The following is a 24,074-nucleotide window of genomic DNA, read 5'->3' on the forward strand; positions in this document are numbered from 1 at the left end:
CGAGTCTCTTGATAGTTGAATTTTAGCCCTAGAAGATCTATTGGCAAAGTGGGATATTTCGATATTCCTTATCTATTTTAACGATCAACTGGAGATTTCCCTTTGCGCTACACTCTCCGCCAGTTAGAGGTATTCCTTGCCTGTGCTCATCACGAGAATGTCAGTCGTGCTGCGGAGAGCCTGAGTATGTCCCAGTCCGCAGCCTCCACAGCGCTGAAAGAGTTTGAACAGCAGTTTGAGTTGCGCCTGTTCGAGCGCACCGGTAAGCGATTGCGTCTCAATGAACTGGGACGGCAATTGTGGCCAAGGGCGGAAGAACTCCTGGAGCGAGCCCAGGAACTTGAGCAGACACTGGCCACTCACCGGGAACTGGGAAGCCTGAAGATCGGAGCCACCCTAACTATTGGCAACTACCTGACAGCCAGCGTGATGGCTCGTTATATGGAAGAGCAGCCCGGTACTCAAGTACAACTGGAAGTTGCCAATACCGCAGCGATTGCCGAGAGGGTGCTCAATTTTGAATTGGACCTGGGATTAATTGAAGGAGAGATCAATCACCCGGATTTGGAAATCATTCCCTGGCGCCATGATGAGCTGGTTGTTTTCTGTGCACCCAACCACCCTCTGGCAAGCCGCAAGCGCCTCGCCGATAAAGACCTGATCAGTGCAACCTGGATCACCCGGGAATCGGGCTCTGGAACGCGACAGACTTTTGAGAGAGCCATGGCAGGGCTATTGCCACAACTACATATCCTATTGGAATTACAACATACAGAAGCGATCAAGCGAGCCGTAGAAGCGGGGCTGGGAATCAGTTGCCTTTCCCGTGTTTCATTAACTGATGCTTTAAAGCGCGGATCGCTTATTGAGCTACCCGTACCACATAGAGACTTTCATCGAGAGTTCTATTTTGTCCTGCATCGACAAAAATACAGAAGCGCCGGAATTAAACGATGGATGGAATTATGTGACTCAGCAGGATAAAAAAAGATTAATTATTTGAGAAAATTTGTATTTAAATCATAGAGTTATCTAGTTTGCTTAAAATCAGTAAAGTTACATCATTTCAGTCTTTAAGCCGTATGGGCTAACCCTGCATTTTGCGTATGATGAATTCTTATCCACCTCTACCATCAATCCAAGATCTACTACCTATCTACTTATTTTGGTAAATTACGCAACCTAAGACGACCTCCCCAACTTATAGTTTTATCTATGATTATTTAAGTGGTCTGCTCCTTACTTACAAAGAGATTATATGAAGATTAAAGGAATCTTATTGTTTTGTGCTGTTTTCAGCCTCTCACTATCCGCTTACGGAAATGGCCTGATTTCCATCAATGAAAAAGCCGAATATCACGACGAAGAATTAATTGCATCCAATATAGTTAAAGAGTGTAATAACCTTGGTTATCAATTTTCAAGCTCAACCAAGAAATTTCTTGGTAAGCATGGATTTGCCAGTTCACTAGACCCAGAGTTGGATATTCAATCAGAGGGATACAGTCTTAAATTAACAATTCTCAATGCATATAGCGGAAGATATATTTCAGGTAGCCATCAAAAATCAGTCTCAATTGAGGCTGAACTCTACAAAAACGGCGACTTGATAGATACTCTCAAGACCACCAGAAATTCAAGTGGAGGTTTATTTTATAAATTCAAAAGCTCCTGCAGTGTTCTCGAACGTTGTGTTCACACCCTTGGTAATGACGTAGCCAAGTGGATCTCTAGAAACCATAAAATTTAGCTTCACCCCAATAAGGAAATTTCATGAATTATATTATTAAATCTATATCTATTGCAGCCTTTGCATTAATAGTATCTGGCTGTACAAGTAATCCGGTTATGAATATTGAAAGTAGACTAATTCCCGATCGTCTTGACGGGTCAGCTCAAACTCAAGATTCAATTAAAACATCAATTATTGCAGGGTGTATCGCGAGAAACTGGACTTGTCAACAAGTTGCTCCTGGGAAAATATTAGCCACCATTAACGTTCGCAAGCATCATGCTGAAGCAGATATTATATATAACCTTAATAGTTATAGTATCACCTATAAAGATAGCGATATGCTTGACTATAGTGAAAAATATTACACCATTCACAGAAACTACAATCGCTGGGTTAGAAATTTGAATGACGCAATTATAAAAGAACTGTCCATTTGATAGCTTTTATATCCCCAGTAGCTGTGACTATTGGGGAACTATCTTAACTGGAAATCAGATTTTCATGCCCAAATTAATAACAAACGGAATATCTATTCCATCATTATCACTGAACAGGTTGGCGTTGGAGAAGTGTTTCCAGGAAACCATTAGCACCAGATCTTCTTTCCCTCTCCAGTTAATTCGCGCAGCATATCCAACCTGCGCCTGGAAAGAAAAGTTATTATCCTGACGACGGTTTCCCAATTGGTTGCTGGAAATATAGCTAGGACCCAACGCTCTAACAAAGAAATAAGGTTGCCCCCAACTTCTTTGCCTGGGATATAGATTTAATTGAGGATAGATGGAAAACGCTCTTATACGTTTATTTTCATCGGCATCAGTAGTTAGCTCAGTATAGCTAACACCTATATCAATATGTTGACGGTAACTCTTTTCAAATGTTTTAAAAGAATAATCTATCCCGTAGGTTTTATTATTCTGACTTGAATCAGGTTGCGGGCCACCGCCAAAACTCACTAAGAGTTCATCAGCAGTAACTGGCTGAGCTAAAAGAATTGTCGAAACTACAGCCAGTACCCACTTCATATGCTATCCCTAGGTTAAAGCTCTCTGAGAGGAAAATTAAATACGTCTTTTAAATATTAAAGAAGTATTGATTCCGCCAAAGGCAAAATTATTACTCATCACATACTCAGTATCGATGTGCTTTCCACTGCCTTGGATATAATCCAATTCCGCACAGTCAGAATCAACCTCTGCCAAATTAATCGTGGGATGGAACCAACCGTTACGCATCATCTGAATGCTTGCCCAAGCCTCCAATGCGCCACAGGCACCCAGCGTATGACCGGTATAGCTCTTAAGTGAGCTTATTGGTACTGCACGCCCAAATGCATTGCGGGTTGCGTGGCTTTCTGCAATATCACCTCGATCTGTAGCTGTGCCATGCGCACTGACATAACCTATTTCGCTAGTCTCTACCCCAGCCTGTGCTATTGCCTGCTGCAATGCCACCTGCATAGTTGCCGATTGAGGTTGGGTGACGTGGCTGCCATCAGAGTTGGTTCCAAATCCTGCGACCTCTGCATAAATCCTGGCTCCACGGGCAATCGCGTGTTCATACTCTTCCAAGATAAGTGTACCGGCGCCCTCGCCGATAACTAATCCATCCCGGTTGCGATCGAAGGGACGTGGAGACAATTCAGGGGTATCGTTCTTTGTTGAAGTCGCATATAAGGTGTCAAAGACCGCAGCCTCGGTTGCACACAGCTCCTCTGCACCACCGGCCACCATAATGGTTTGGCTACCATTGCGAATTGCCTCATAGGCATACCCAATCCCCTGGCTTCCAGAGGTACAAGCGGAGCTTGTGGTATAAACCCGTCCACACAAGCCGAAAAATACCCCGATATTGACCGCCGCCGTATGGGACATCATTTTTATATAACTGGTCGCATTGAGGCCGTCGGTGCGGTGATTTATCAACATATTGCCGAAATCAGCCACTGCTGACGGAGTGCCTGCTGACGAGCCATAGGAGACTCCGACAGCACCACTTTTGAGAATGGGGTCATCCAACAATCCCGCATCCTCAAGCGCAATCTCACTGGCGCGAACCGCCATTAATGAAACGCGCCCCATGCTGCGCACACGTTTACGGTTGTAGTGGGCCGGTTTTTCGAAGTCCTTTACCGGCGCGCCCAGTCGGGTTTCAAGCCCCTCATACTTATCCCAGTCTTCCATGTAGGAAATGCCTGAAAGACCGCTCTGTAAAGCCTGACTAACCGAGTCCCAACCCTGGCCGATAGGGGATATTCCGGCCATTCCTGTAACAACCACGCGTTTCATTAGCAGAGACCACCATTTACTGAGATAACTTGACGGGTGATGTAAGCAGCACGTTCGTGCATCAGGAACGCTACAGTTGCCGCCACTTCTTCTGGTTTACCCATTCTGCGGGCAGGCACCATTTTTAAAATTTCTTCAACGGGCAAGTCTTCATCCAACATATCGGTGTCAATGAGGCCCGGAGCAACACAATTCACGGTAATCTTTCGCTTGGCTAACTCCAACGCCAATGCCTTACTCGCACCGATCAAACCCGCTTTGGATGCGGAGTAATTTACCTGGCCGCGATTTCCAGCAATGCCGGATACAGAAGTCATCACGACAATACGGCCGGGCGCACGGCGCCTGACCATTGGCATGGTTAAGGGGTGTAAAACATTGTAGAAACCATCCAGATTGGTGTGTACAACAGAATCCCAATCTTCAGCAGGCATCGCAGGGAAAGCATTGTCGGCAGTAACACCAGCATTGCACACAATGCCGTAGTAGCAGCCATTACTCTCGACATCTTCCAATAAGACATCCCGTGCTTGCTCCCGGTCGGCAATATCAAACTGCAAAATTCTGCTTTTTCGCCCTAACTTAGCAATCTCTTCTGCTGTTTCCTCTGCTTGATCACGGCGGCTGCGGCAATGTAAAACAATATCGTAGCCATCTTCAGCTAACTGAAGTGCAATCGCCCGGCCAATACCACGACTGGAACCAGTAACTAAAACCCACTCTGACATTTAGTTTCTTTCCTTCAAATACTGTTCTACGTTATCCGGCTGATAAACATTAAGCCGCGCACTCTGCTCGATAGATGAGCCGGTTATCACACACTCAAATGTCGCCATGCCATTTTCAGCCTGGAGAATGCGCTGGACATCAATTGTTAATTCTTCACCGCAGCGATAACTCTCGATATTTGACAGGAACTTGCGAGTACCCAGTAAAAAACCCAGGCGAACGTCTTTACCCTGTTCTTTTGCATGATATCCGGAGAAAGCTGCGATGGATTGGGCCATATATTCAATGCCCACGTAAGCGGGAACACGACCGTTACGGGAAAATATTCCATCATCACGAACTCGCAACTTTGCCTGTAGCTGCTCCTCGCCTACAGAGATCACTTCATCGAGAAGTGACATATTTCCACTGTGTGGAACCAGTTCTTCAGCAGTATATTTGTGCATCTATTTTACCTCTGACTGCCCAAGATTACCGAGCAATTACTCCCACCAAAGGCAAAAGAGTTACTCATTACATAGCGCAATTTTCCAGGAGCCTCGTGGCCTTGATACAGGTTCAGTCGCACTATCTCCGGATCATAGTGGCCATCATACTGATGGCGGGGAAATTGATCATATTGTAAGGCAAGCCAACAAAAAGCCGCTTCAAGAGCGCCTGCAGCACCGAGTGTGTGCCCGGTTAGAGGTTTTGTGGAAGAACACGGTAGCTGGCTTCCAAACACTCTTTCAACGGCCAGAGCCTCCATAGAGTCGTTATGTGGCGTTCCCGTACCATGAAGATTCAGATAATCAATGTCGGCGGTATCCAAGCCGGCATTCTCCAGAGCCCCGCGCATACAGGCTTCCGCACCACGTCCTTCTGGGTCTGGGGCCGACATATGGTGGGCATCAGACGTGGCAGCAACACCGGATAGAACCACAGGACCAGGCTCTTTGCTCAGCACAAACATTGCTCCAGCTTCCCCGAGGTTAATACCATCCCGATTAACGCTGAAAGGATTGGTCTGGCCGGCACTAAGTGCCCCCAGGCTATGAAACCCCCGGACTGTCATGCCACAGAGGGAGTCCACACCTCCAACAACAACGGCATCACAAGTACCGGTTGAGATAAGGCGCCGGGCACTGGCAAAAGCATTGGCACTGGACGAGCAAGCGGTGGAGACGGTGAGCTGAACACCTTGGATTCCCAGGTACTTCGCAACAAAGGTAGTCAAACCAGCCATTTGCTGTTGAAGCCGATAATTATATCCGGTCTCTTTCTCACCACTTAAGTAGGCCTCACCTGAGTCTATTCCCGAGGTTGAGGTCCCCATCACAACGCCAATTCGGCCCGCACCATGTTTTTCTATTAGTTCAGCGACTGCACTTTCAATTTGAGTCAGCACAGCCATAGCCAGCTGGTTATTGCGGCAGTGGTAATCTTGCAACGAACTCGGTAAATCAGGCAGCTTCCCCTGCACAATACCCAGATTCCCTCTGTATTGTGGCAAATAGGTTTCATCGACCTGCATATGAGAACTCTCATCACCGAACAAGGAATTAGCTACTGCCTCAGCAGTATTTCCCAGGGTGCAGATGATCCCCATATGATTAAGATAGAAATTTTTCATACTTAGAAATTCCTAATGCTTAACCTATAACCCAGTAGTTTGTGCTCCAGCTCAATTTGGGCCTTCCAAATATCTTTACTGCTATAGCGAGCCACTGAATTCACTTCACCATTGCGTGAGAGTTTTCGCGTGTAAATTCCCTCGACAATAGCCTCGTCCAAATTCCAGCCTACGGGCAATACTTCACGAAGCTGGGCAATTGGCCAGTATACAAACTGGATATCTGCCAGCAATTTCTCTGGTGGCACTCTCTCTGCTCTACTCATGTGGTAATGGGTGCTGACCTCATTACCATCGTATGTAACATCCAGCAGGCTTATCCCTTCAGGGCTGAGAAGAGATATCTTTAAACTCTCCATAGTGTGGAAAGTAGCCGCCATCAATTCATACTCATCGTCTTGATAGACAATGCGTAAATGTTGATTGAGCTGGCGCGATCCCTCGCTCAATAGAGGGGCCAAAGGCCAACTTTGCAGATATTCTTTCCTCCCCCCTGTGGACATACATCCCACCAGAGTAAGAAAGCTCAAAAACAGTATTACTTGGCGGAACATATTTCTACCAGTGTATTCAATCGACGCTCAGCAGCGGCAACAAACGGATTTTTTTTATCCCATGCATAACCAGCCAAGATTGAGCAAATCATGCCTTTTATTTCTTTTTGGTCGGTTTGATAAAAAATCACATCCTGGAAACGACCGTCATACCAAGCTTTGACATAGGTTTTAAAAACTTCCACACCATGTTTCAGGGGTTCAACAAACTCTTCACCCCAATCAACTGCTTCCCCTGAGAGCTGGCGATGCAGGCACTCAACTGCTAACTCTGAGGATTTCATTGCAATGGTAACACCGGATGAAAATACCGGGTCTAGAAACTCTCCGGCATTCCCCAAAAGCGCAAAACCAGGACCGGCCAGTTTGGTCACATCACTGGAATATCCGCGAATACGTTGTATTTCCGTATCGAATTTGGCATTGCGCAGAGTTTTTGCCAACTCGGGGGCGGAGGCAATAGCCCCTTTCAATATCTGTTCCGGATCCTGCCCCCAGGTCGAAATCTTTTCTTTCTCACCTACAACCCCAATAGAAGCTCTTCCATCTGCAAAGGGAATCAACCAGTACCAAATATCTCGCTCACTGGGATGCACAGTGATTAAGATTTTATCCCGATCAAAATGACTATCATCAATATTGTCTTCAACATGTGTAAATACGGATTCTCGAACAGGAAACTCTGACGGACGATCGAGATCAAGTAATCGCGGTAAAACTCTGCCAAAGCCACTGGCATCCAATACAAAGCGCGCCTGGAAAACCAGGTTTTCGCCATCATTCTCGGCAATTAACTTTGCGTTATTCTCAGCAATATCAACTGACACTACAGAATGGCGATAATAGACCTTAACACCCTGGCGCTCTGCTTCATCAGCCAGAATTTTATCAAACTTAGCTCGCTGTACCTGGAAGGTGGTGCCATGCCCAGAGGAGAACTTCTCCCGGAAATCAAATGATGTACGAGCACCATCCCACTCAAAAGCAGCACCATTTTTATATTGAAAGCCCGCTGATTTCACAGCTTCTAACATATCTGCTTTTTCAAGATACTCGATACATTGAGCCAGTAGGCTTTCACCAATAGAAAAGCGAGGAAATTCTTCCCGCTCAACTATCGAAACTTGCCAACCTTTTTTAGCCAATAACGCACCTGCGATAGCTCCGGCAGGACCAGCACCAATAATAACAACGTCAGACTTAATTTCTTTCATTGGCTAATATCCCTTACCCCGTGTACAAAAAAATAAAAATGCCAACAACAAAGTTAATACTGTGCCCACAGCCAGGACTAACCCAAAATTTGCTATCGCCGGTGTGCCAGACAATGCTAACAAACCAAACCCTAAAAAAGTTGTTAACCCAGCCATAGCTATCGCCAGCAGGGTATAATGCTGCTCTGCCTTTCTGCTTGTATGGCTAAATATTGCGTAATCTATACCAATACCAAAGACAAGTAATAAAGCCGCAACATGAAATAAATTAATTGCTGATCCCTGTAAAATCACTATCGCCAGGGTGCCTAGTACTGCGCTGGATGGAAGTGCAACTATACTTAAGGCTTGCTTTATTCCTGTTTTAGTTGCAGTTACCAGAAATACAACAATGAATATTAATGGCAGTAATTGCAGCAACAGATCACGCTGTTGTGACATAACATTAGAGATACTTCTGGTAGTATCAACATAGGTTACTCCAGGCAGTAACTCTAAAGATGACAAATCTTCTTTTAAGCCATAAATACGTACCACAGAATAACAGTGATTATTTTCACAACCCAACCATAGTCCTTTATATTGCCGACCTGCAACTGGCAACCATTCAGAGAAATTAAAGGTATTGAATGGCTGTATTTTAGAACTTAACTGCTGGTTAATATCTTGTTCAGAATAACCCAATTGCTGATAAAAAGACCTGACAGCATCCCCACTGTAAAACTTCGACAATAACTTCCAGTCAGCTTCTTGAACCTCTTTTGGAGGTATCCGGTTAGTTACCCCCTGAAAACCACTAATAATTTCCTTTTCTACTAAATAGCCTAGTTGATTTCTAAGTTCCCATTCTCGTGTTAATACTTGTTGTTCATCTTCACCAAAAACCAAAAAATAACGGGAGTCTGCCCGAGATTTAATCAGAGAATTTAGCTCTATTTCATCTTGTGTAAGAAATTCTGGAGGCTGGTAAAACAGTTTTAGGTCATCATTAAATTGAATTTTCTGAAGCGCCGCAGATCCAAACATCAACAGCCCAACCAATGGAAACAGGTAGTACCTAATATTGAGTTTAGGAAACTGACTGGAAAACGATAAAGGCCTATGCTTAATATTAATCCAGCGTGGGAATAGCAGGATTACAGTCAACCAAGCCCCCATTAAACCACAGCCGACAAAAACCCCTATTTGTTGTAAAAGTGGAAAAGGTGTTAATGCAAGAGAGAAAAATGCCAAGCAGCTTGATATCAAGCCCAGCAATAGCCCAGGTAATATATCCTTATCTTTTGGCTTGCCCAGCCTCAATCTATTACAAATAAAGTGAAATGCGTAGTCAATCGCCAATCCAGAAACCGTTGTACCAAATACAAAAGCCAGTATATGAATTTGGCCCAAAATAATAATAACACCAGATATACCACTGGCCACGCCACATAGAATTGCGAATGTACAGGCTAGTAGAGGTTTTAATGAGCGAAAGACAACAATACATAGACAGCAAATAGCAAGGATCGAAAGGGAGCCAATCAGGCGTATTTCATCCTGCGCCATAGCAGCAGCATACTCTGTATGCAGGGGGGCTCCAGCTACCAGCAGCGAATAACCATTTTTTTGAGCCCATTGCTTTAATTCAGACTGTAAAGAAAGAAGTGATATATCGCTCTCTCCAGTCAAATCAACTGGTGCGGCCAGCGTATAAAGCAGGGTAAAAACTTTATGTCCTTCTGTATGTACCGGAATTCCATCAAAGACTTGTGGAGTAACTCCAATATCAGCGGTAAAGTAATTGCGAAAAGTTGAGAAAGTATCTTTCTCCAAATCAATTCCAGCGCCGTCAGGCCCGTATAACTTACTCAATTGACGCTGTATAAGTTCCTCTGGCTTAGCCTCTAATAACGCCCTATCTTCAGGGCTGAGTAGCTGTTGGCGCAGAGGAAAGAGCAGCTCCCACTCCTCTTTATAGCTTTCAGAGTCGGCCCAACGATATTCAACAGACTCTAAAGATTCTGCGGCCTTTAGTTTCTGCGCCAACTCTTGGGTATGCCTGGCCAGACGATGTGATTCTTTTCCTTCAGAAACTAAAACCCAAATTAGACTTCCCTGTAATTGCTGACTGACTTTTTTCTGGATGTCAGCACTACTTACCGAGTCGGAGTTATTATCAGCTAATAACAAAATATCTGTTTGTAGCCAGCTGGATTGATAGCGTAATACAGTTATCCCAATAATTACACTAACAAAGGAAAGCCAAATAACAACTCGACGTGACATGAGATTATTTCTGGTTATCTTCTGAGAATTCACTCAGTAGTTGACTGTTATTAGCTTCAACTGAATGTAAATTTATAATATCTATTTCAGTAATTGCCATGTTGGCTTCAGCTAGTACTATTTTCCGAATCTTTTTGTCTCCCACGACTTCTATCGATTCAATAACCTTTCTAAAAGCTTCTTGCTTGGGAATTAAGTTAATTCGCCATTGCTCTTCTGCGATCTCTGGTCCCACCGTAAAAGTCTGATCTAGCTCACTAAAATCACCACTGATAATCTTTAATAGAGGATCAGCTACATGATTTCCTACAATATTGCTATTGACCCGATTCCCAGAATCAGCATCATCTAGCTTAAATATTCGATGGGATTCTATTGGATTCTCTATTCGCCAGCTTAATCCTAACTCTTCAGAAATAGCCAGGATGCCTGAAGAAACCAGAGGCCTGGGCAACTGGGGCAGCCTCTTTGTCTGGGAAAAAGTGCCAAGCATCTGTGGAGATGACACAATATTTTTCTCTATCTCCCGCAAAACCGCCTGCTGCTCTGAAGTCAAAGCAGAAGTTACTGTGGAAAATAGAAAGCAAATAAAAAATAAAACCAAACGCTTGGCAGTCATCACTAATTTACCCCCAATTTTTCCAGCAAAATTGGAGGCGATGCAAACAGCATTTCGGCACTGCTTATTTCGACAGCTACCTGTACGGTATGTCCTTTTGTTAAGCGTACACCGGTATCTCTATCTGTTATCGTATAATTGATCTTAAATCGATTTTCATATTCAGAAACCTCAGCGCGAACAACAATCCACTGCTGAAATCGCAAAGGCTTTGCATATCGTACGCGCAAATCTATGACCGGCCAGGCAAAACCTGATTCCTTCATCTGTTGGTAGTTATATTCCAACTGATCAAACAATGCACATCGGGCTATTTCAAAGTACTTTGCATAATGCCCATGCCAAGCTATCTCCATCATATCCACATCGTGGAAAGGAATTTGTAGTTCAACTTGTGCCGTCCATTTTTCAGGGCGCATAGGTTTATTAGTTTTCATATAAGCGCCAATGTCTTTGCTGAATTAACGAAACGAATTTTCTCAATGGCTGTTCAAGCTCTCTATCTTCCTCCAGAAAAGAAAATTCATCTCCTATCTGCCTGATTGTGGTATTAAGAGCGGTAGATAATTTTTCCAAATCCACTCCTCCACTACGAACTCGAAGCTGAATGCCCTGCCAAGCAACCATCAGTGCCGCTGCGGTTGTTTGCTCCGTTAACTGTAATACCCTGATACAGTCCCTGGCAGCAATGGTGCCCATACTGACCTTATCCTGGTTATGACACTCCGTTGATCTGGAAAAAACACTTGCGGGCATGGTCTGCTTTAGTGCTTCAGCAGTCCAGGCACTCGCACCAATTTGAACAGCCTTAAAGCCATGGTTAATTGATCTTCGAGGCCCGGTTACACCTGATAGGTTTGCCGGGAGCCCATTATTGAACTTAACATCTACCAGTTGGGCTATTTGTCGATCCAGTAAATCAGAGAGGTTTGCTACCGCATTCTTCAGGCTATCCATGGCGAAGGCTATATGCCCACCATAGAAGTGCCCACCATGAAGCACCCTCTCGTTTTCACCATCAATGATCGGGTTATCATTGGCACTGTTTAGTTCGTTATGAATAAACTGCTGGAGCCAGGGCAGAGAGTCCTGTAACACACCAACTACATGGGGAGCGCACCGAAGTGAATAGCGATCCTGCAATCGACTATTTTGTCTTGGAGCAGCACCAACATTGAGATCGTCATGAATCCACTTTGCAATTTGGTTTTGACCGGGGTGAGGCTTCACTGCAAAAAGCGCGCTATCGAAATGATAGGCATTGCCATCCAGTGCAATGCTCATCATGGAGGTAATACGAGCACTCAGCTGTGCTAGATACTCTGCCCGTTTGTAGGCTAAGCACGCCAAGCCAGTCATTGCGGCGGTGCCATTCATTATTGCTAAACCCTCTTTTGGATATAGCTTTAATGGCTCAATCTGTAATTCATCGAATACCTCAGCAGTATCTCTCTGGTGGCCTCGGTACCAAACTTTGCGCTCCCCGCACAAAACCGCAGCAACATAAGACAGTGGGGTCAAGTCGCCACTGGCTCCCACAGAACCCTCTTGGGGAATTACCGGAATAATGTCTTTCTGAAGTAACAAAACCAATTGCTGCAACAGCCGATATCGGACCCCTGAACTGCCCTTTGCAAGGCTGGCAATCCGGGCAGCAACAATCGCTCTACTTTGCTCAAGAGTAAAGACTTCCCCCATTCCACAACCATGGAAGGTAAATAACCGATGAGGTAACTCTTCCACCAGGTCTGCTGGAATACTTTCGGTACAGGAATCACCATATCCAGTGGTTACTCCGTAGATCACACCTTCCTTCTGCCAAAGGTTATCCAGGAACTCGGCACCGCGATTTATCCTTGCGACAAAGCCCTCTTCATCAGATAGAGAGATATCGCCACGGCCAGCTGCAATGGTGTTTACCTGATCAATAGATAGATCTGTGCCATCAAAGACTATTTGGGTTCGTTGTAGTACTGCTGAATTCATTTTTGCTGATCCCAGAACGGGTAAAAGTTATACCATTGCAAAGGTGCTATATGACAATAGCGTTCCAACCGTCGTGCAAACTCCTCGACAAGAGAGCGAATATGCCCCTCTCTGTCACCGCGTTTCATCACAACGCGATCGCAGAGTTTTTCCATATAAATATCGTATCCGGAAGTACTACGCAGACAGAAAAGCGTGTACACCGGGCATTTGAGCAGCGCAGCAAGAATATATGGCCCCTGGGGAAAAGGCGCTTTTCGCCCTAGGAATTCTGCCTCGCAGGTGCGCCCCATAGAGTTAATAGGTGTTCTATCACCGACAATAACAACCAGCTCCCCAGCCTCAACAGCCTCGGAGAGTCGCATCGCTAGAGCGGGAGTTACTTCTGTCACCTGGATAAGCCGTACTTGACTCAGGGGATTGAGCATCTTCATCATGCGATTAAATTTCACCGCATGCTTTGTATGCACTAGCACATTTACCCGTACCTTTGTCAGGCTGCCAAGCGCTCTGCAAACCTCCAGGTTCCCGAGATGGGAGCCAATTATTAATCCACCCTGGCCACTAGCCGCCAACTGGTGAAGACCCGCTCTTTTTGGGAAATTTACCTGACTATCCGGGATACCCACAAACCAGGCTTCAAGCTTTTCTCTAGCGCTGTTAGCAAAATTAAGAAAAATTCTAAATCCGGTTTTCCAATTCGGTTCTATACCGCTAGATGGGTAGCGTTTGGTGAATAATTCCAAGTACTCACGGATCGAATTGCGGCCACTCTGATTTTTTAGGTAATAGCATAAAACTACCGGGTATACCGCAACTTTAAAGGCAATCGGACCCAACCAGTGATGCAACCAGAATAAGAACTTGATGCCCAGGAAAAAGCCTTGTTCCCGGTATTTTGACCAGTGTAAATTACTCACGCTTTTCGCCCTACTGTCGAAATACGCAGAGTTCTGGCCAACATGCCAAAAAATAGACGGGTGTGCATTGCCGATATAAGGAAGTTATCCTCAAATCCCCGGAAATGGGAAACGCCATCTATTGGGTAGCTCACATTAACAGGTACCTGGCAAAGACCGCCTTTGCTCCAATACCACCGTACCAAGATCTCTGGATCAAAATCCATTCGATCACCAGTATACTCGTTATCTAACAAATCTACAGTTCGAGATAAGGGATAACAACGTAGCCCACACATGGAATCCTTAATCTCCAGAGAAAGAGTATTAATCCAGATCCATACATGAGTTAGATAGCGTCCCCACAAACGAACTTTAGGTACTGATTTATCGTATTGCGGATAGCCACAAATCAGTGAATCAGGGCACTTTCTGCTTTTTTCTAGGAATTGAGGTATGTCAGCGGGGCTGTGTTGACCATCGGCATCGACTTGAATTCCATGACTATATCCAAGCTCTTTCGCAGCTCGCAGACCACTTTTTACCGCAGCACCTTTTCCACCATTAGCCTGGCGAACAACCAAGTGAACCCGGGGACCATAGCTCTGCTCTAAGCGTTGTAGTTCAATTCTACAGGGTTTATCACAGCCATCATCTACCAGAATGTAAGGCAGGTTAAAGCCATCCAGAGATGCCAGCGTCTGTGCGATCGCCCCCTCATGATTATAAACGGGTATTACAAAACAAAAGTTAGACATGGCTGAAGCACAACCTACCACTGCTATATTCTATATTGCCATCTTGAGTGTTTCGAAAAGAATAATTTAATTTGTTCTTTTCCTGGCTGAACTCCAAAGATAAAGTGACAGCATCACCGGGCATCATTAACTGCTTAAATTTAATCACTTCCATTTGGGTAAACGTACTGCCGGCTTTTACAAGTGGGCGGCCAAAATGCATAGCCCAATCCAGCTGTACCACTCCCGGCACTACCGGTGAGCCTTCAAAATGACCATCCAAGCAAGGCAAATCGTCATTAACCGTAAAATTAACTTGACGAGTATTATCTAATATTTCGCTGCTAATAATCTGTGGCACCATTGCTGCCGGAATTTCATCAAAAAGTTGCATTAGCAGGTCTCTCGTTATTTTTCCCTGTAAGTTAGTGGGAATTTCATCAACAAAACGCCAAGAACGTGGCACAGCCACGCCATCAAGATCCTTGGCCAGGGTTTCTCTAAGTTTACGAACAAGAGAAGCCTTTCCTTTCTTTTGCAATAGTTCTTTCCCGGATTCCGTAAGTGTGGCAACAGCGGCAACTAATTTTCTTTTACGCTCCAGGACAAGTGCATTGGCTTTTACAATATATGAGCTTCCAACTAGTAGGGACTCAACCTGTGTAAGAGAAATTCTTTTCTCTTCAATCTTAATAATGCGATCAGCCCGCCCCTTAAGTTCGAACATACCGTCTGTACTTATTTGTACTTTGTCCTGACAAATAAACTCCTTGGGTAACCACGGAGAAGAGACTTTGAGTAACCCATCGCTATTTTTTGCAATGTTCACTCCTTTTAGTGGACTCCAACTTTTCTGACGCAATTGATTACGCCAGGCAATCCCCCCGGTTTCAGTGCTTCCATAGACCTCTATGGGCTGGATTCCACACAACTGATCAATCGCCTTTGCATCTACTTCCAGTAAAGGCCCCCCAGAAGAAAAGATATCCACTAAGGACTTTCCTAACTCCCATGGCCAGGAAGAAATACGGCGGCTTAATTGTGCAGGGCTTGCAACCCACACGGCAGGCCCCCATTTCTGGGCGTCTTGGAGTAATCCCACAATATCCACATAAGTCTTACTAACAAATCGACGCCCGCTGGCTAGCGGCCACAGTAATTTAAACAGTAAGCCATATATATGCTGGTGGCTTACTGTTGCCAAAGTAGTTGTATTAACCACCCGGGATGACCACTTCAGATTATGGGCCTTAACCTCGTTGAGCAATTGATATAAGGTTTTATCAACGATTTGTGGTTCACCACTGGTTCCTGATGTGAATAATTGAATACCAGCATCAAAATAACTGGGAACAAAAAGCTCTTCGCTATATTGATCCGGAATATTTATACTAAATGCCGAGCTGTCTTCCCAGCTGCCCAGTAATAGGGTTTGCTCACCCAGTTTTTGCTGGGTAAATCGCTTGTTATTTGCCGGAATAACAACGACTTCACAACAAGACATAGCGGCAAAAAAAAGTAAACTAAACTCGTAACTATCTTCACAGAAAATGGCAGCTTTTTTGATCCCAGCTTCGTTTAGGGATTTTTTTAGCTTTCGCTCAACAAATGCCAATTCACGCTTAAATCGTGCGAATGAAATTTCCCCACGACTTGAATAGCTAACTACTGCTTGGTCATTCGAGTATCCAAACACCTGTTCAAACTGTACTTTGTCCACGACCTTAACTCACACCTTATTTTGGACGCGACGACGCAGTAGCCATTCACCACCCATCATAATTCCCATTAGCACATATGAAACAAGGCCATTGTAAAGAGTCCAGACTTTCATATCGCCGTTTAAAACAGTTGCCAGTGCGAGGCTTCCATTAATTAAAAAGAATAGACACCATGCCTTGGTAACCTTTCGTGTATATAGGACACCTTCAGGTGGTAAATCTGGAGTCGTAAGGCGAGCAAGCCGTTCTACTAATGTTTGCGGTTGACTCAAACTGTAAAAAAACAGTGAAAATAGAATCAGATTACAAAGAACTGGATACCAAAGAAGTCCGTTTGAGTCGCCCCTTAACCAGGAAACCCCAACAACAAAAGCCAAGGCCACAGCCATTAACTTGGTGCCAATCGCCTTATTCGCGCCGCCAAACAATACCCTTAAAACCGCAACTATCAACAGCAGTAACAGAATACTACTTAAAGACAAGTATTCTATGCCAAAGTAAATTGCCATAGGGTACAGTGTCAGAATAATGACCAATATTAGCTGCGCGAATCGACTCACTTCTCTGCCATTACCTTTTCAATTGCACCAACTACATCTCCAACAGTTCTTACACTTTTGAACTCTTCAGGTGCAATTTTCTTTCCTGTTACTTCTTTCAAGCGAACAATTAGGTCCACAGCATCAATACTATCTATATCAAGATCATCAGAGAGGTGGGCTTCTTCTGTTATATCTGCCTCATCGACCTCAAACATCTCAACCAGAATTTCGGTCAATTTTGGTAAAATTTCTTCTCTGCTATTCAACATAAATACCTCTATTATGCGCGGCTGCTGCTGACAAAATTTGCCAGGCTATTCACATTAGCAAAATGCGATTTTGTATCTTCGCTTTCTGCATCTATTGATATGTTGTATTTTTTTTGCAGAGCAAGACCTAACTCTAGTGCATCAATAGAATCCAGCCCCAAGCCCTCTCCAAAAAGGGGCTCATCTGCTACGATTTCTTCTGGAGTAATATCTTCCAGATTTAATACATCAATAATCAGAACTTTAAGCTCTTCAACTAACTCTTTCACGCAGCACACTCCTCGGTAAAAAATGCTTTTAATTCTTGAGTAACCTCTCGGGCTACTTGTGGTGTTTCATCTTTTTCTTTTACTTGAATAAAACTCTCTGATTCATTCACATCGAATTGAAAATGTGGTCGACTCAGAGGAATACTGTACCAAGGAATATTTTTCATCAGCATCGGTGGATTACACCGTATTGTTACCAGAGTTGGGGTCACCCCGGAGCGTAACGCCATATAGGCTGCCCCACGCTGAAACCTAAACGGTTGTCCTGGTACAGAGCGAGTTCCCTCTGGAAAGAGAACTACTGATTCCCCTTTTTGTAGTGATTTCGAAGCCAGTTCGATAATCTGTTCCGGGTCATCATTAGGTATATAGCCTGCAGTCATTACCGCGCCGCGCATAAACGGGTTTCTAAATAAACTGGCTTTTACAATACAGTTGGCATTCGGTATTCGGGATATTAGAAATACCACATCAATAAGCGATGGATGATTTGCCAATATCAATTGGCCTGGTTTAGCTAACTTTTGTTCATCACGAAATTGATAGGTGTAGATACCCGTGATATGCATAAAGCCAATAAACAATCGAAAAGCGTTGTGGATACACAAACGAGCCTTGCATTTTCGAACTTCTGTGTCCCGATAGATCACCTTTAATGGTGGGAACAGAACAAACCGCAGTATCAATCCACCGATACCGAACAGGCTAAATGCTATCGCCGTAGCGACCAACCTTAGCCAATACTTGTCTTTTTTCTTTGCCGGCAATAAGTTAACTGGCATTGATCTGTAGCTCCCATCTCTCTGAAACAGGTATACGCCCCTCGCGATCAATCAAAGATCTAATCAACGGAAGCTGGTAATCAGGCTCTGCAAATACTGACTCAGCTCCTGCACATTCACTGGCAGTTAACGATAGTTTTATATCTGTATCACTAGATTTATGTTTCGCCAAGCGCATAGCCGTTGCGCAAATATATGTTGAGCTCTCAGCGCTGGGATAGTACATCTCAGGTAGTGTTTCTTCACAGAACACTAAAAGCAATTCCTCAGCACCCTCTTGGAGTAGTCCAGCAGCCTCTATAAAACCTGACTGCATAGGAAAATCTCCCCCAGCTAACGCAAGTGCTGGAGACCTGGTTTTACAGGCAATAGAGAACTGTCCTGCAATTGCGTTGTGTACAGAAAGTCCAAATGCAGTTGGCGATAGGTCTTCACTTGCTGCAACGCCTTGTAACAAGGAATAAGTCCTCATTGCTTCGCCATGCACTGAGCAAAGCAGTAAAGGAATATCTTCCTGCTCTAATAGCGGAAAAGCGGTATTAAAAACGGCTTTAGCCAGCGGACTCAAACGACGGCGCTGCATTGCAGGAAGAAAAGACACATCCGCCTGGCTATTTCCACCAAGCTGCTTTTCTCCTCTACGCCAACCCTGCCAATCCGATTGATCTGATATTCCCGAGCACCATGCTCGCCAATTACTGACAACAAATTCCATAACCAAACATTAATTCTGGAGCAGAGCTCCATCCCCCAAAATCAAAAAGCTGAAGCTGGCCTTTCCCACCATTATTTTTAGTTGGCTAATAGGTATTGCGCGACCAGAGACAGGGCGGGAATGGTACACAAAATGACCAATAGCCGCCAGTAAAAGCGCTGAATTATAGGTCGATGCGCGGCCTTAGATTACAGTGAAATACACGGGCTTTTCCGACCACTTATTCTCTCGTACCATGGTACACATTTGCCATGGAAAACTTGTATTGCACAGCCCCCCAGCCGTTAAAGTGAAGGTTTTTTAAGTCGACCAGATTCCATCTCTTCCAAAGGGAACAAATTCTTAGGGGTTATCAAATGCCTTACTTTACCTGCTCTTCCTTCAATAACTGGTCAGGAAACTGGCAGGGAGATTCCATTCACCTGCTGGGAAGCACTGAGCTCTCACGGCTGGAGAAAATACACAGTATTAAACGCCGAGCCCAGTTCCTGGCCGGGCGAATATTACTGCGCACTTTAATTGCGGAGCAATACGAGTATTCACCTTGGGAAATTACAATTGAGGCCGAAGCACCGACCATTGCTATGGTTAGAGGAAAACCCCTTTGTCATATTTCCATAAGCCATTCCGATGACTTTGTTGCCGTAGCAATAGCGGAAACTCCAGTAGGTATTGATTGCGAAAATGAGTCCCACCAAAGGAATTGGTTGGCCATGGCTAAGCAATACTTCCACAAGGCGGAGATAACCGAACTAAACTCGCTCCCGGCATCGCAAGTAGCTGCTTGTTTCCTCACTAAATGGACCGCCAAAGAAGCATTAGCTAAATGTTCTGGTGTCGATTTGGGGCAGCTGCTGGCCTCAGCTCCTGTAATTAACCGACCTCAGCAATTGAACCATCCGTACAAGAATTACCTATTGTGGACAGGACAGCCGAAGCCTGGAGCCTACTTAAGCCTTGCGGTTAAACACAATCAAGCCACCTCTGTCGTAAACCCAATAGGCACATTTAGAGCTAGCCACTGCGGGAGAACAAGCGATAGTACTATCCTGAAGCCAATCAATGGTTTCAGTTAGGGTTGCTCCCAGGGTGTTCAAACCGCTCAATCCCTGGAAAATAAATCCCCAAAGAAATCACCTTCGTACCAATATGGTTGACTGTCGGCATCGGCAACTTGCCGGGCAATCAGGTAATTTACCTGGGTAAATTGCTCAGCCGCCTCATAATTAATCTGCTCGTCCGCAGCATCCCCTGGCTTGTGGTAGCGCTCGCGGAAGAAAGCCATCTGTGCAGCAGTACCATCCACACTGGGGTCTTTTGCCTCCCTTCCGGTAATCAAGTAGATTGAGGGCACTCCGCGACGGACAAAATTGTAGTGGTCACTGCGCACGAAGATAACTTCCTCCGGCATAGGATCGGGACTGAGTTTAAGCCCGGAACGGTTTGCAGCCTCCTCCGCAACTCGCCCCAAAGATGAATGTTCAGCACCGAAAGCAATAATATCGCGGAATGGATAGAGCAGCATGGGCATATCAAGGTTGATATTGGCTACGATCGATTCCAGTGGCACCGTGGGGTACTCGGCAAAATAATCCGATCCCAGCAAACCTTTTTCCTCTGCGGTAACAGCAACGAACAGCAGTGACCTTCGAGGATTTTGCCCGGATTCAACAAAAAGACGTGCGGTTTCCAACATCACCGCGATACCGGCAGCGTTATCCTGGGCACCGTAGTAAATCTCGCCGTCCTCTTTCTTTCCAACATGATCCAGATGTGCGGAAAAAACAACATATTCATCTTTCAGGAGTGGATCACTTCCCGGTAAAACGGCCACTACATTCGGGCTGGTTACGCGCTTGTGGTTAGAGCTGCTGCTCATTTTTGCACGGTAACTAAGGGTGAAGCCTTCTGGAGTTTTTCCTTGCTCGATATCGGCAAAAATACTTTCAAGACTGCGCTCAGCGCCATCAAACAGCTTGCCGCCTGCAGCGATGCTCAACATAACTCCCGGGTGCATCCCCGGGATTGCACTACCGGGCATACCAGTCTTTTTCACCCAGTCAAAAGTGTCGTCAAAACGGTGCTTCGCATAGTAGTCAAATGGGCGGCGTTTCTCCCGCTCAGGCGTATACAGGCGAACAAAACCCACAGCGCCATGTTTTGCGGCAACCTGGCGTTTGGTGCGAGGAGAGGAGTGGTGTGCCCCCACTTCACTGGGCAAGCTCTGCGGCCGGCCTGCCAACACAACGACAATCTTTCCCTGTACATCCAGGCCGTGATAGTCATTAATGCCAAAATCCGGAGCCTCAATACCGTAACCGACAAATACCAACTCGGCATTGATCTGCGAGCGCTCACTCAGTGCGGAGGGCGATGCTAGAAAGTCCTCGCCAAATTGCATGGCGATTTCATCGTTCTGGCCCTCTAAGACAAATTCAGGATCACTCCCATCCCAACTGGCACTGCGAAAAGGCACTTCCTGGAAGTAACCTTGCTCCCCTGCTGGAATCAGCCCCATATTTTTAAATTGGCCAGCCACATACTGTGCCGCTTGGCGATAACCCTCGCTACCGGTATCGCGACCCTCTAGTTCCGCTGATGCGAGAAAATTGATATCTCTACGGATGTAATCACTATCTGCAATGGGGCCAGTGCTGTTAATGCTGGAGGTGGTACAAGCCACCAATAGTGCCATAGCCAGGGCACCCAATAGACTTTTAACTCTCATGGGGAGTGCTACTTCTCAGGAATACAAAGCGTGATTGTTGATACGGACAGGTCATTTGAAATCGCACCACTACAGGTGCTTGTGGACCGTCGAGCAATTGCCCATCTTACCACGATTTAGGGCAATCTAAGCTGAGGCCCAGTGAGCTGCGCCCTGACTGTACTCGCTAAACTCATCTATGCAGCCTTCCCCAAACCGGGGAACGCTTGTCCAACCGCATAAGCTACTTTCTCGTAGGCATTATCCGCACAAAAATCTCCATGAGCCGCAAGAAAGTGCAAAAATGGCTGCCTTAGGATTTGTTCGAAGTCGTACTTCAACCACAGCCTGGGATTTTTATCACTTGGTGTCACCCTTGCTCTCCAGGAGGGAGCAATCTGCATACCTCGGCGGATACCAGAAAACCTCAGCAGGTTTTTACCAAACCAGGTACATCCATTCCATGACTGCCAGTACTGCAGGGCATCACAACTGACCAGTAGTCCGCCACTAAACGGGAGCCACAATACGGCTTCTGGAAACTGACTTTGGGAAAAGACAATAAAGCGCCCCCCCGGTATTGGACAAACATCCTCCTGTCGCAACACCTTATCTGCTTTTGGCGGATAAAAATCTGAGCCGCGCTGTGTCCAAAAGGTAAGATCAAAGTGGTCTCTGTAGTAGAGATCATCACGTCCATGGTGATAGCCGAGCCGTATCGCGTGACTCACACGCCCAAGATCTTTTAACTTTTCCTCCTGCTGTGGACGCAATCTGATGGGATTAATCAAGGTAAGGTGATCCTGCCAGCGAGCGATTCCCATATTGCGATTGATAGTAACCCCCGGCGCTAGTTTGATAGTTCCGGGAACATAAAAAAAATTAGGCAACAGTTGGCGAATCTCACCATGAGGCTCTGTGGGGGGGTAGTTGATACGCACTGGCAAGCTACATATCAGCTATATTGAACTCGATTTCGAATACCGCGCAGAATTTTTACTGCAAATTCCGCGCGCTCATCAGGGACAAAAATGTGATCACGGTGTAGTGTGGATACCACGCTGGTATCTATTCCAGCCTCCATTAATTCCTGGGCGACCACAGGAATAACCCGCACCGCATCAAGACCAGCCAGGATCTGCAAAGTGATTTGGCGAAAGGGGGCGCTTGCGGCAATATCTAATTGCCGAGCCGAACGTTGAGGCAGTATCACACTCATTCCCTCACCTTCTCGGAAGAAACACAAACTCTCTGACAAAATATCTGTAAACCGACTATCTGAAACCTGACAAAACACATAGATTTCATCGTGCAGCTTGGGATACAAAGTTCTCAATGCTCTCACTACGGATAGATCAGCTTTCATGCTTTCTTTGCCGTCTGGAAGTTTTCTCCAACCTGATTAATACGACCGGTTTCTACACGGTCGCACTGCTTTTGGATCAATCTTTCTGATTAATACCTGTCTTCAGGTGAAAATAGTCCAACTCTAAAACTACTTTTTGTGGGCTCTCTATTACCCGGCAGCGTATTTTAATTTGGAAAAAATAAGATCACGCATTTTTTTAGAATTATTTTCCGAACAGAGCTGGCAGTTTAATAACTAAATATTTTTAAGAGCTTTCCTGAAGCTTAGAGAAATCGGATTTTAGCTGTTGGAAAGTTAAAAATATATTGATGGGATTAATTCTTATTGAGAGAAGTTGCCCCAATGACTGTGAGAAGTTACGGATTTCTCAGCTCTTCACCATCAAATTCCGGTTCATTGGGTGCCGGAGTTGTATCCACTTCCGACGAATCCTGTTCAACCTCCCAGCTCTTCAGCACCGCATCAATATCCTTTTCCAGGCGCACACGGGGAAATTTGGGACAGGGTGAATCTCTATCTGGATCGTGCCATGCGGACAGGGGGGCTACAAAAACTACATAGGATTTATGCAGGCGATTTCGTCCAATACTCACTTCTGTCCATGTTGTTTGCCAGGCAAAATTTCCCCTCACCGCATAGTCGCTTTCGTAGGATTTTAGAGTGAGAAAATAGGGATAAATCTTCCCTCGCTTGCAAATAATTCTGCGTCCGGTCTTTATATTGGCCATTTGAGTAAATGGATCAAAATACCAATTAATATCGTATCCAAATACGAATTGCATCTCTCCATTTTGCCTTAAAAAAGCGTAGGATCTCCCAGTACCATCGGGCTTGAGACTCCAGACATGCCGCGCTTCACCATCGCGGGAAATCAGCCAGGCCCCAACCCATTGACTGGCATCGTAGCGTGATTTTGCATGCCAGCCTTCATTGAGTGTTTTTCGTTTCTCTTCACTGGCATTTGCACTTACGGCAAAAATTAGCAGTGGCAGGAAGAGATAGAATTTTATCCATTCCCACCCACTACTCATCTTTTCCACGCGCGGATTAAACAGTGTT

General features: G+C 45.3%; 27 protein-coding genes. 4 read left to right on the forward strand and 23 right to left on the reverse strand.

Going from position 1 to position 24,074, the window contains the following annotated elements:
- Nucleotides 1–102 precede the first annotated feature (102 nt).
- The 3 genes from ACJJIL_RS21895 to ACJJIL_RS21905 all read left to right on the forward strand — a co-directional run bounded on the left by ACJJIL_RS21895 (nt 103) and on the right by ACJJIL_RS21905 (nt 2,172).
- Nucleotides 103–984, forward strand: a complete 882-nt coding sequence (locus ACJJIL_RS21895; protein WP_444940299.1) for a LysR family transcriptional regulator — start codon at nt 103–105, stop codon at nt 982–984.
- Between the two features lie 274 nt (nt 985–1,258).
- Complete coding sequence (locus ACJJIL_RS21900) at nt 1,259–1,750, forward strand: hypothetical protein (RefSeq protein WP_413663955.1); 492 nt, start codon at nt 1,259–1,261, stop codon at nt 1,748–1,750.
- 23 nt (nt 1,751–1,773) lie between these two features.
- Nucleotides 1,774–2,172: an ApeA family protein gene (locus tag ACJJIL_RS21905; protein ID WP_282930469.1), complete on the forward strand. Its 399-nt coding sequence runs from the start codon at nt 1,774–1,776 to the stop codon at nt 2,170–2,172.
- Nucleotides 2,173–2,226: 54 nt separating this feature from the next.
- On the opposite strand, the gene ACJJIL_RS21910 is transcribed toward ACJJIL_RS21905, so the two are convergent.
- From ACJJIL_RS21910 to ACJJIL_RS22000, 19 genes are read right to left on the reverse strand one after another with little or no spacing between them, the layout of a single operon-like run.
- Nucleotides 2,227–2,760, reverse strand: coding sequence for an acyloxyacyl hydrolase (locus tag ACJJIL_RS21910; protein ID WP_445360762.1), 534 nt, complete (start codon nt 2,758–2,760; stop codon nt 2,227–2,229).
- A 36-nt stretch (nt 2,761–2,796) separates the two neighbouring features.
- Nucleotides 2,797–4,023 (reverse strand): beta-ketoacyl-ACP synthase, encoded by a 1,227-nt coding sequence (locus tag ACJJIL_RS21915; protein WP_444918702.1) that lies wholly within the window; start codon nt 4,021–4,023, stop codon nt 2,797–2,799.
- A complete protein-coding gene (gene fabG, locus ACJJIL_RS21920; protein ID WP_282930472.1) occupies nt 4,023–4,751 on the reverse strand; it encodes a 3-oxoacyl-ACP reductase FabG in 729 nt (242 codons plus the stop codon). Before fabG ends, ACJJIL_RS21915 begins: the two co-directional genes overlap by 1 nt.
- Entirely contained in the window at nt 4,752–5,198 is a 447-nt protein-coding gene (locus ACJJIL_RS21925; RefSeq protein ID WP_413663951.1) for a hotdog family protein, read from the reverse strand.
- Between the two features lie 5 nt (nt 5,199–5,203).
- On the reverse strand, nt 5,204–6,364 hold the full coding sequence (locus tag ACJJIL_RS21930) for a beta-ketoacyl-ACP synthase (RefSeq protein ID WP_445360763.1): 1,161 nt from the start codon (nt 6,362–6,364) through the stop codon (nt 5,204–5,206).
- 2 nt (nt 6,365–6,366) lie between these two features.
- Nucleotides 6,367–6,867, reverse strand: a complete 501-nt coding sequence (locus tag ACJJIL_RS21935; RefSeq protein WP_445360764.1) for an ApeN family LolB-like membrane protein — start codon at nt 6,865–6,867, stop codon at nt 6,367–6,369.
- A gap of 35 nt (nt 6,868–6,902) precedes the next feature.
- Nucleotides 6,903–8,132 carry an NAD(P)/FAD-dependent oxidoreductase gene (locus ACJJIL_RS21940; protein ID WP_445360765.1) on the reverse strand — a complete coding sequence of 410 codons (1,230 nt, stop codon included), beginning with the start codon at nt 8,130–8,132 and terminating at the stop codon, nt 6,903–6,905.
- Nucleotides 8,133–8,135: 3 nt separating this feature from the next.
- Nucleotides 8,136–10,400, reverse strand: coding sequence for an MMPL family transporter (locus tag ACJJIL_RS21945; protein ID WP_445360766.1), 2,265 nt, complete (start codon nt 10,398–10,400; stop codon nt 8,136–8,138).
- A 4-nt stretch (nt 10,401–10,404) separates the two neighbouring features.
- A complete protein-coding gene (locus tag ACJJIL_RS21950; protein WP_445360767.1) occupies nt 10,405–11,022 on the reverse strand; it encodes a LolA family protein in 618 nt (205 codons plus the stop codon).
- Nucleotides 11,022–11,456, reverse strand: coding sequence for an acyl-CoA thioesterase (locus ACJJIL_RS21955; RefSeq protein WP_445356393.1), 435 nt, complete (start codon nt 11,454–11,456; stop codon nt 11,022–11,024). Before ACJJIL_RS21955 ends, ACJJIL_RS21950 begins: the two co-directional genes overlap by 1 nt.
- Nucleotides 11,446–13,005, reverse strand: a complete 1,560-nt coding sequence (locus ACJJIL_RS21960) for an HAL/PAL/TAL family ammonia-lyase (protein ID WP_445360768.1) — start codon at nt 13,003–13,005, stop codon at nt 11,446–11,448. Before ACJJIL_RS21960 ends, ACJJIL_RS21955 begins: the two co-directional genes overlap by 11 nt.
- Nucleotides 13,002–13,925 carry a lysophospholipid acyltransferase family protein gene (locus ACJJIL_RS21965; protein ID WP_282930481.1) on the reverse strand — a complete coding sequence of 308 codons (924 nt, stop codon included), beginning with the start codon at nt 13,923–13,925 and terminating at the stop codon, nt 13,002–13,004. The genes ACJJIL_RS21960 and ACJJIL_RS21965 overlap by 4 nt, the downstream gene beginning before the upstream one ends.
- Nucleotides 13,922–14,662 carry a glycosyltransferase family 2 protein gene (locus ACJJIL_RS21970; RefSeq protein WP_282930482.1) on the reverse strand — a complete coding sequence of 247 codons (741 nt, stop codon included), beginning with the start codon at nt 14,660–14,662 and terminating at the stop codon, nt 13,922–13,924. The genes ACJJIL_RS21965 and ACJJIL_RS21970 overlap by 4 nt, the downstream gene beginning before the upstream one ends.
- On the reverse strand, nt 14,655–16,361 hold the full coding sequence (locus tag ACJJIL_RS21975) for an ApeI family dehydratase (RefSeq protein ID WP_445360769.1): 1,707 nt from the start codon (nt 16,359–16,361) through the stop codon (nt 14,655–14,657). Before ACJJIL_RS21975 ends, ACJJIL_RS21970 begins: the two co-directional genes overlap by 8 nt.
- Before the next feature lie 9 nt (nt 16,362–16,370).
- Complete coding sequence (locus ACJJIL_RS21980; protein WP_445360770.1) at nt 16,371–16,871, reverse strand: COG4648 family protein; 501 nt, start codon at nt 16,869–16,871, stop codon at nt 16,371–16,373.
- Between the two features lie 47 nt (nt 16,872–16,918).
- The gene (locus tag ACJJIL_RS21985) at nt 16,919–17,173 is read right to left on the reverse strand and encodes an acyl carrier protein (protein ID WP_202862844.1); all 255 of its coding nucleotides are present in this window, start codon (nt 17,171–17,173) and stop codon (nt 16,919–16,921) included.
- 11 nt (nt 17,174–17,184) lie between these two features.
- On the reverse strand, nt 17,185–17,442 hold the full coding sequence (locus tag ACJJIL_RS21990; RefSeq protein WP_108731261.1) for an ApeE family acyl carrier protein: 258 nt from the start codon (nt 17,440–17,442) through the stop codon (nt 17,185–17,187).
- Nucleotides 17,439–18,209 (reverse strand): lysophospholipid acyltransferase family protein, encoded by a 771-nt coding sequence (locus ACJJIL_RS21995; RefSeq protein ID WP_445360771.1) that lies wholly within the window; start codon nt 18,207–18,209, stop codon nt 17,439–17,441. Before ACJJIL_RS21995 ends, ACJJIL_RS21990 begins: the two co-directional genes overlap by 4 nt.
- A 4-nt stretch (nt 18,210–18,213) precedes the next feature.
- Nucleotides 18,214–18,939, reverse strand: a complete 726-nt coding sequence (locus tag ACJJIL_RS22000) for a beta-ketoacyl synthase chain length factor (protein WP_444934574.1) — start codon at nt 18,937–18,939, stop codon at nt 18,214–18,216.
- A 356-nt stretch (nt 18,940–19,295) separates the two neighbouring features.
- Between ACJJIL_RS22000 and ACJJIL_RS22005 the strand changes: the two genes are divergently transcribed.
- Nucleotides 19,296–20,015 carry a 4'-phosphopantetheinyl transferase family protein gene (locus ACJJIL_RS22005; protein WP_445360772.1) on the forward strand — a complete coding sequence of 240 codons (720 nt, stop codon included), beginning with the start codon at nt 19,296–19,298 and terminating at the stop codon, nt 20,013–20,015.
- A 26-nt stretch (nt 20,016–20,041) separates the two neighbouring features.
- On the opposite strand, the gene ACJJIL_RS22010 is transcribed toward ACJJIL_RS22005, so the two are convergent.
- From ACJJIL_RS22010 to ACJJIL_RS22025, 4 genes are all read right to left on the reverse strand, one after another.
- Nucleotides 20,042–21,667: a M28 family metallopeptidase gene (locus ACJJIL_RS22010; protein ID WP_445360773.1), complete on the reverse strand. Its 1,626-nt coding sequence runs from the start codon at nt 21,665–21,667 to the stop codon at nt 20,042–20,044.
- Nucleotides 21,668–21,843: 176 nt separating this feature from the next.
- A complete protein-coding gene (locus ACJJIL_RS22015; RefSeq protein WP_444906748.1) occupies nt 21,844–22,587 on the reverse strand; it encodes a hypothetical protein in 744 nt (247 codons plus the stop codon).
- Nucleotides 22,588–22,601: 14 nt separating this feature from the next.
- Nucleotides 22,602–23,012 (reverse strand): ACT domain-containing protein, encoded by a 411-nt coding sequence (locus ACJJIL_RS22020; protein WP_444911866.1) that lies wholly within the window; start codon nt 23,010–23,012, stop codon nt 22,602–22,604.
- A 359-nt stretch (nt 23,013–23,371) separates the two neighbouring features.
- On the reverse strand, nt 23,372–24,046 hold the full coding sequence (locus tag ACJJIL_RS22025) for a hypothetical protein (protein WP_445360774.1): 675 nt from the start codon (nt 24,044–24,046) through the stop codon (nt 23,372–23,374).
- Nucleotides 24,047–24,074: the final 28 nt, after the last annotated feature.

The organism is Microbulbifer maximicatervae (SeqCode) (assembly GCF_052468095.1).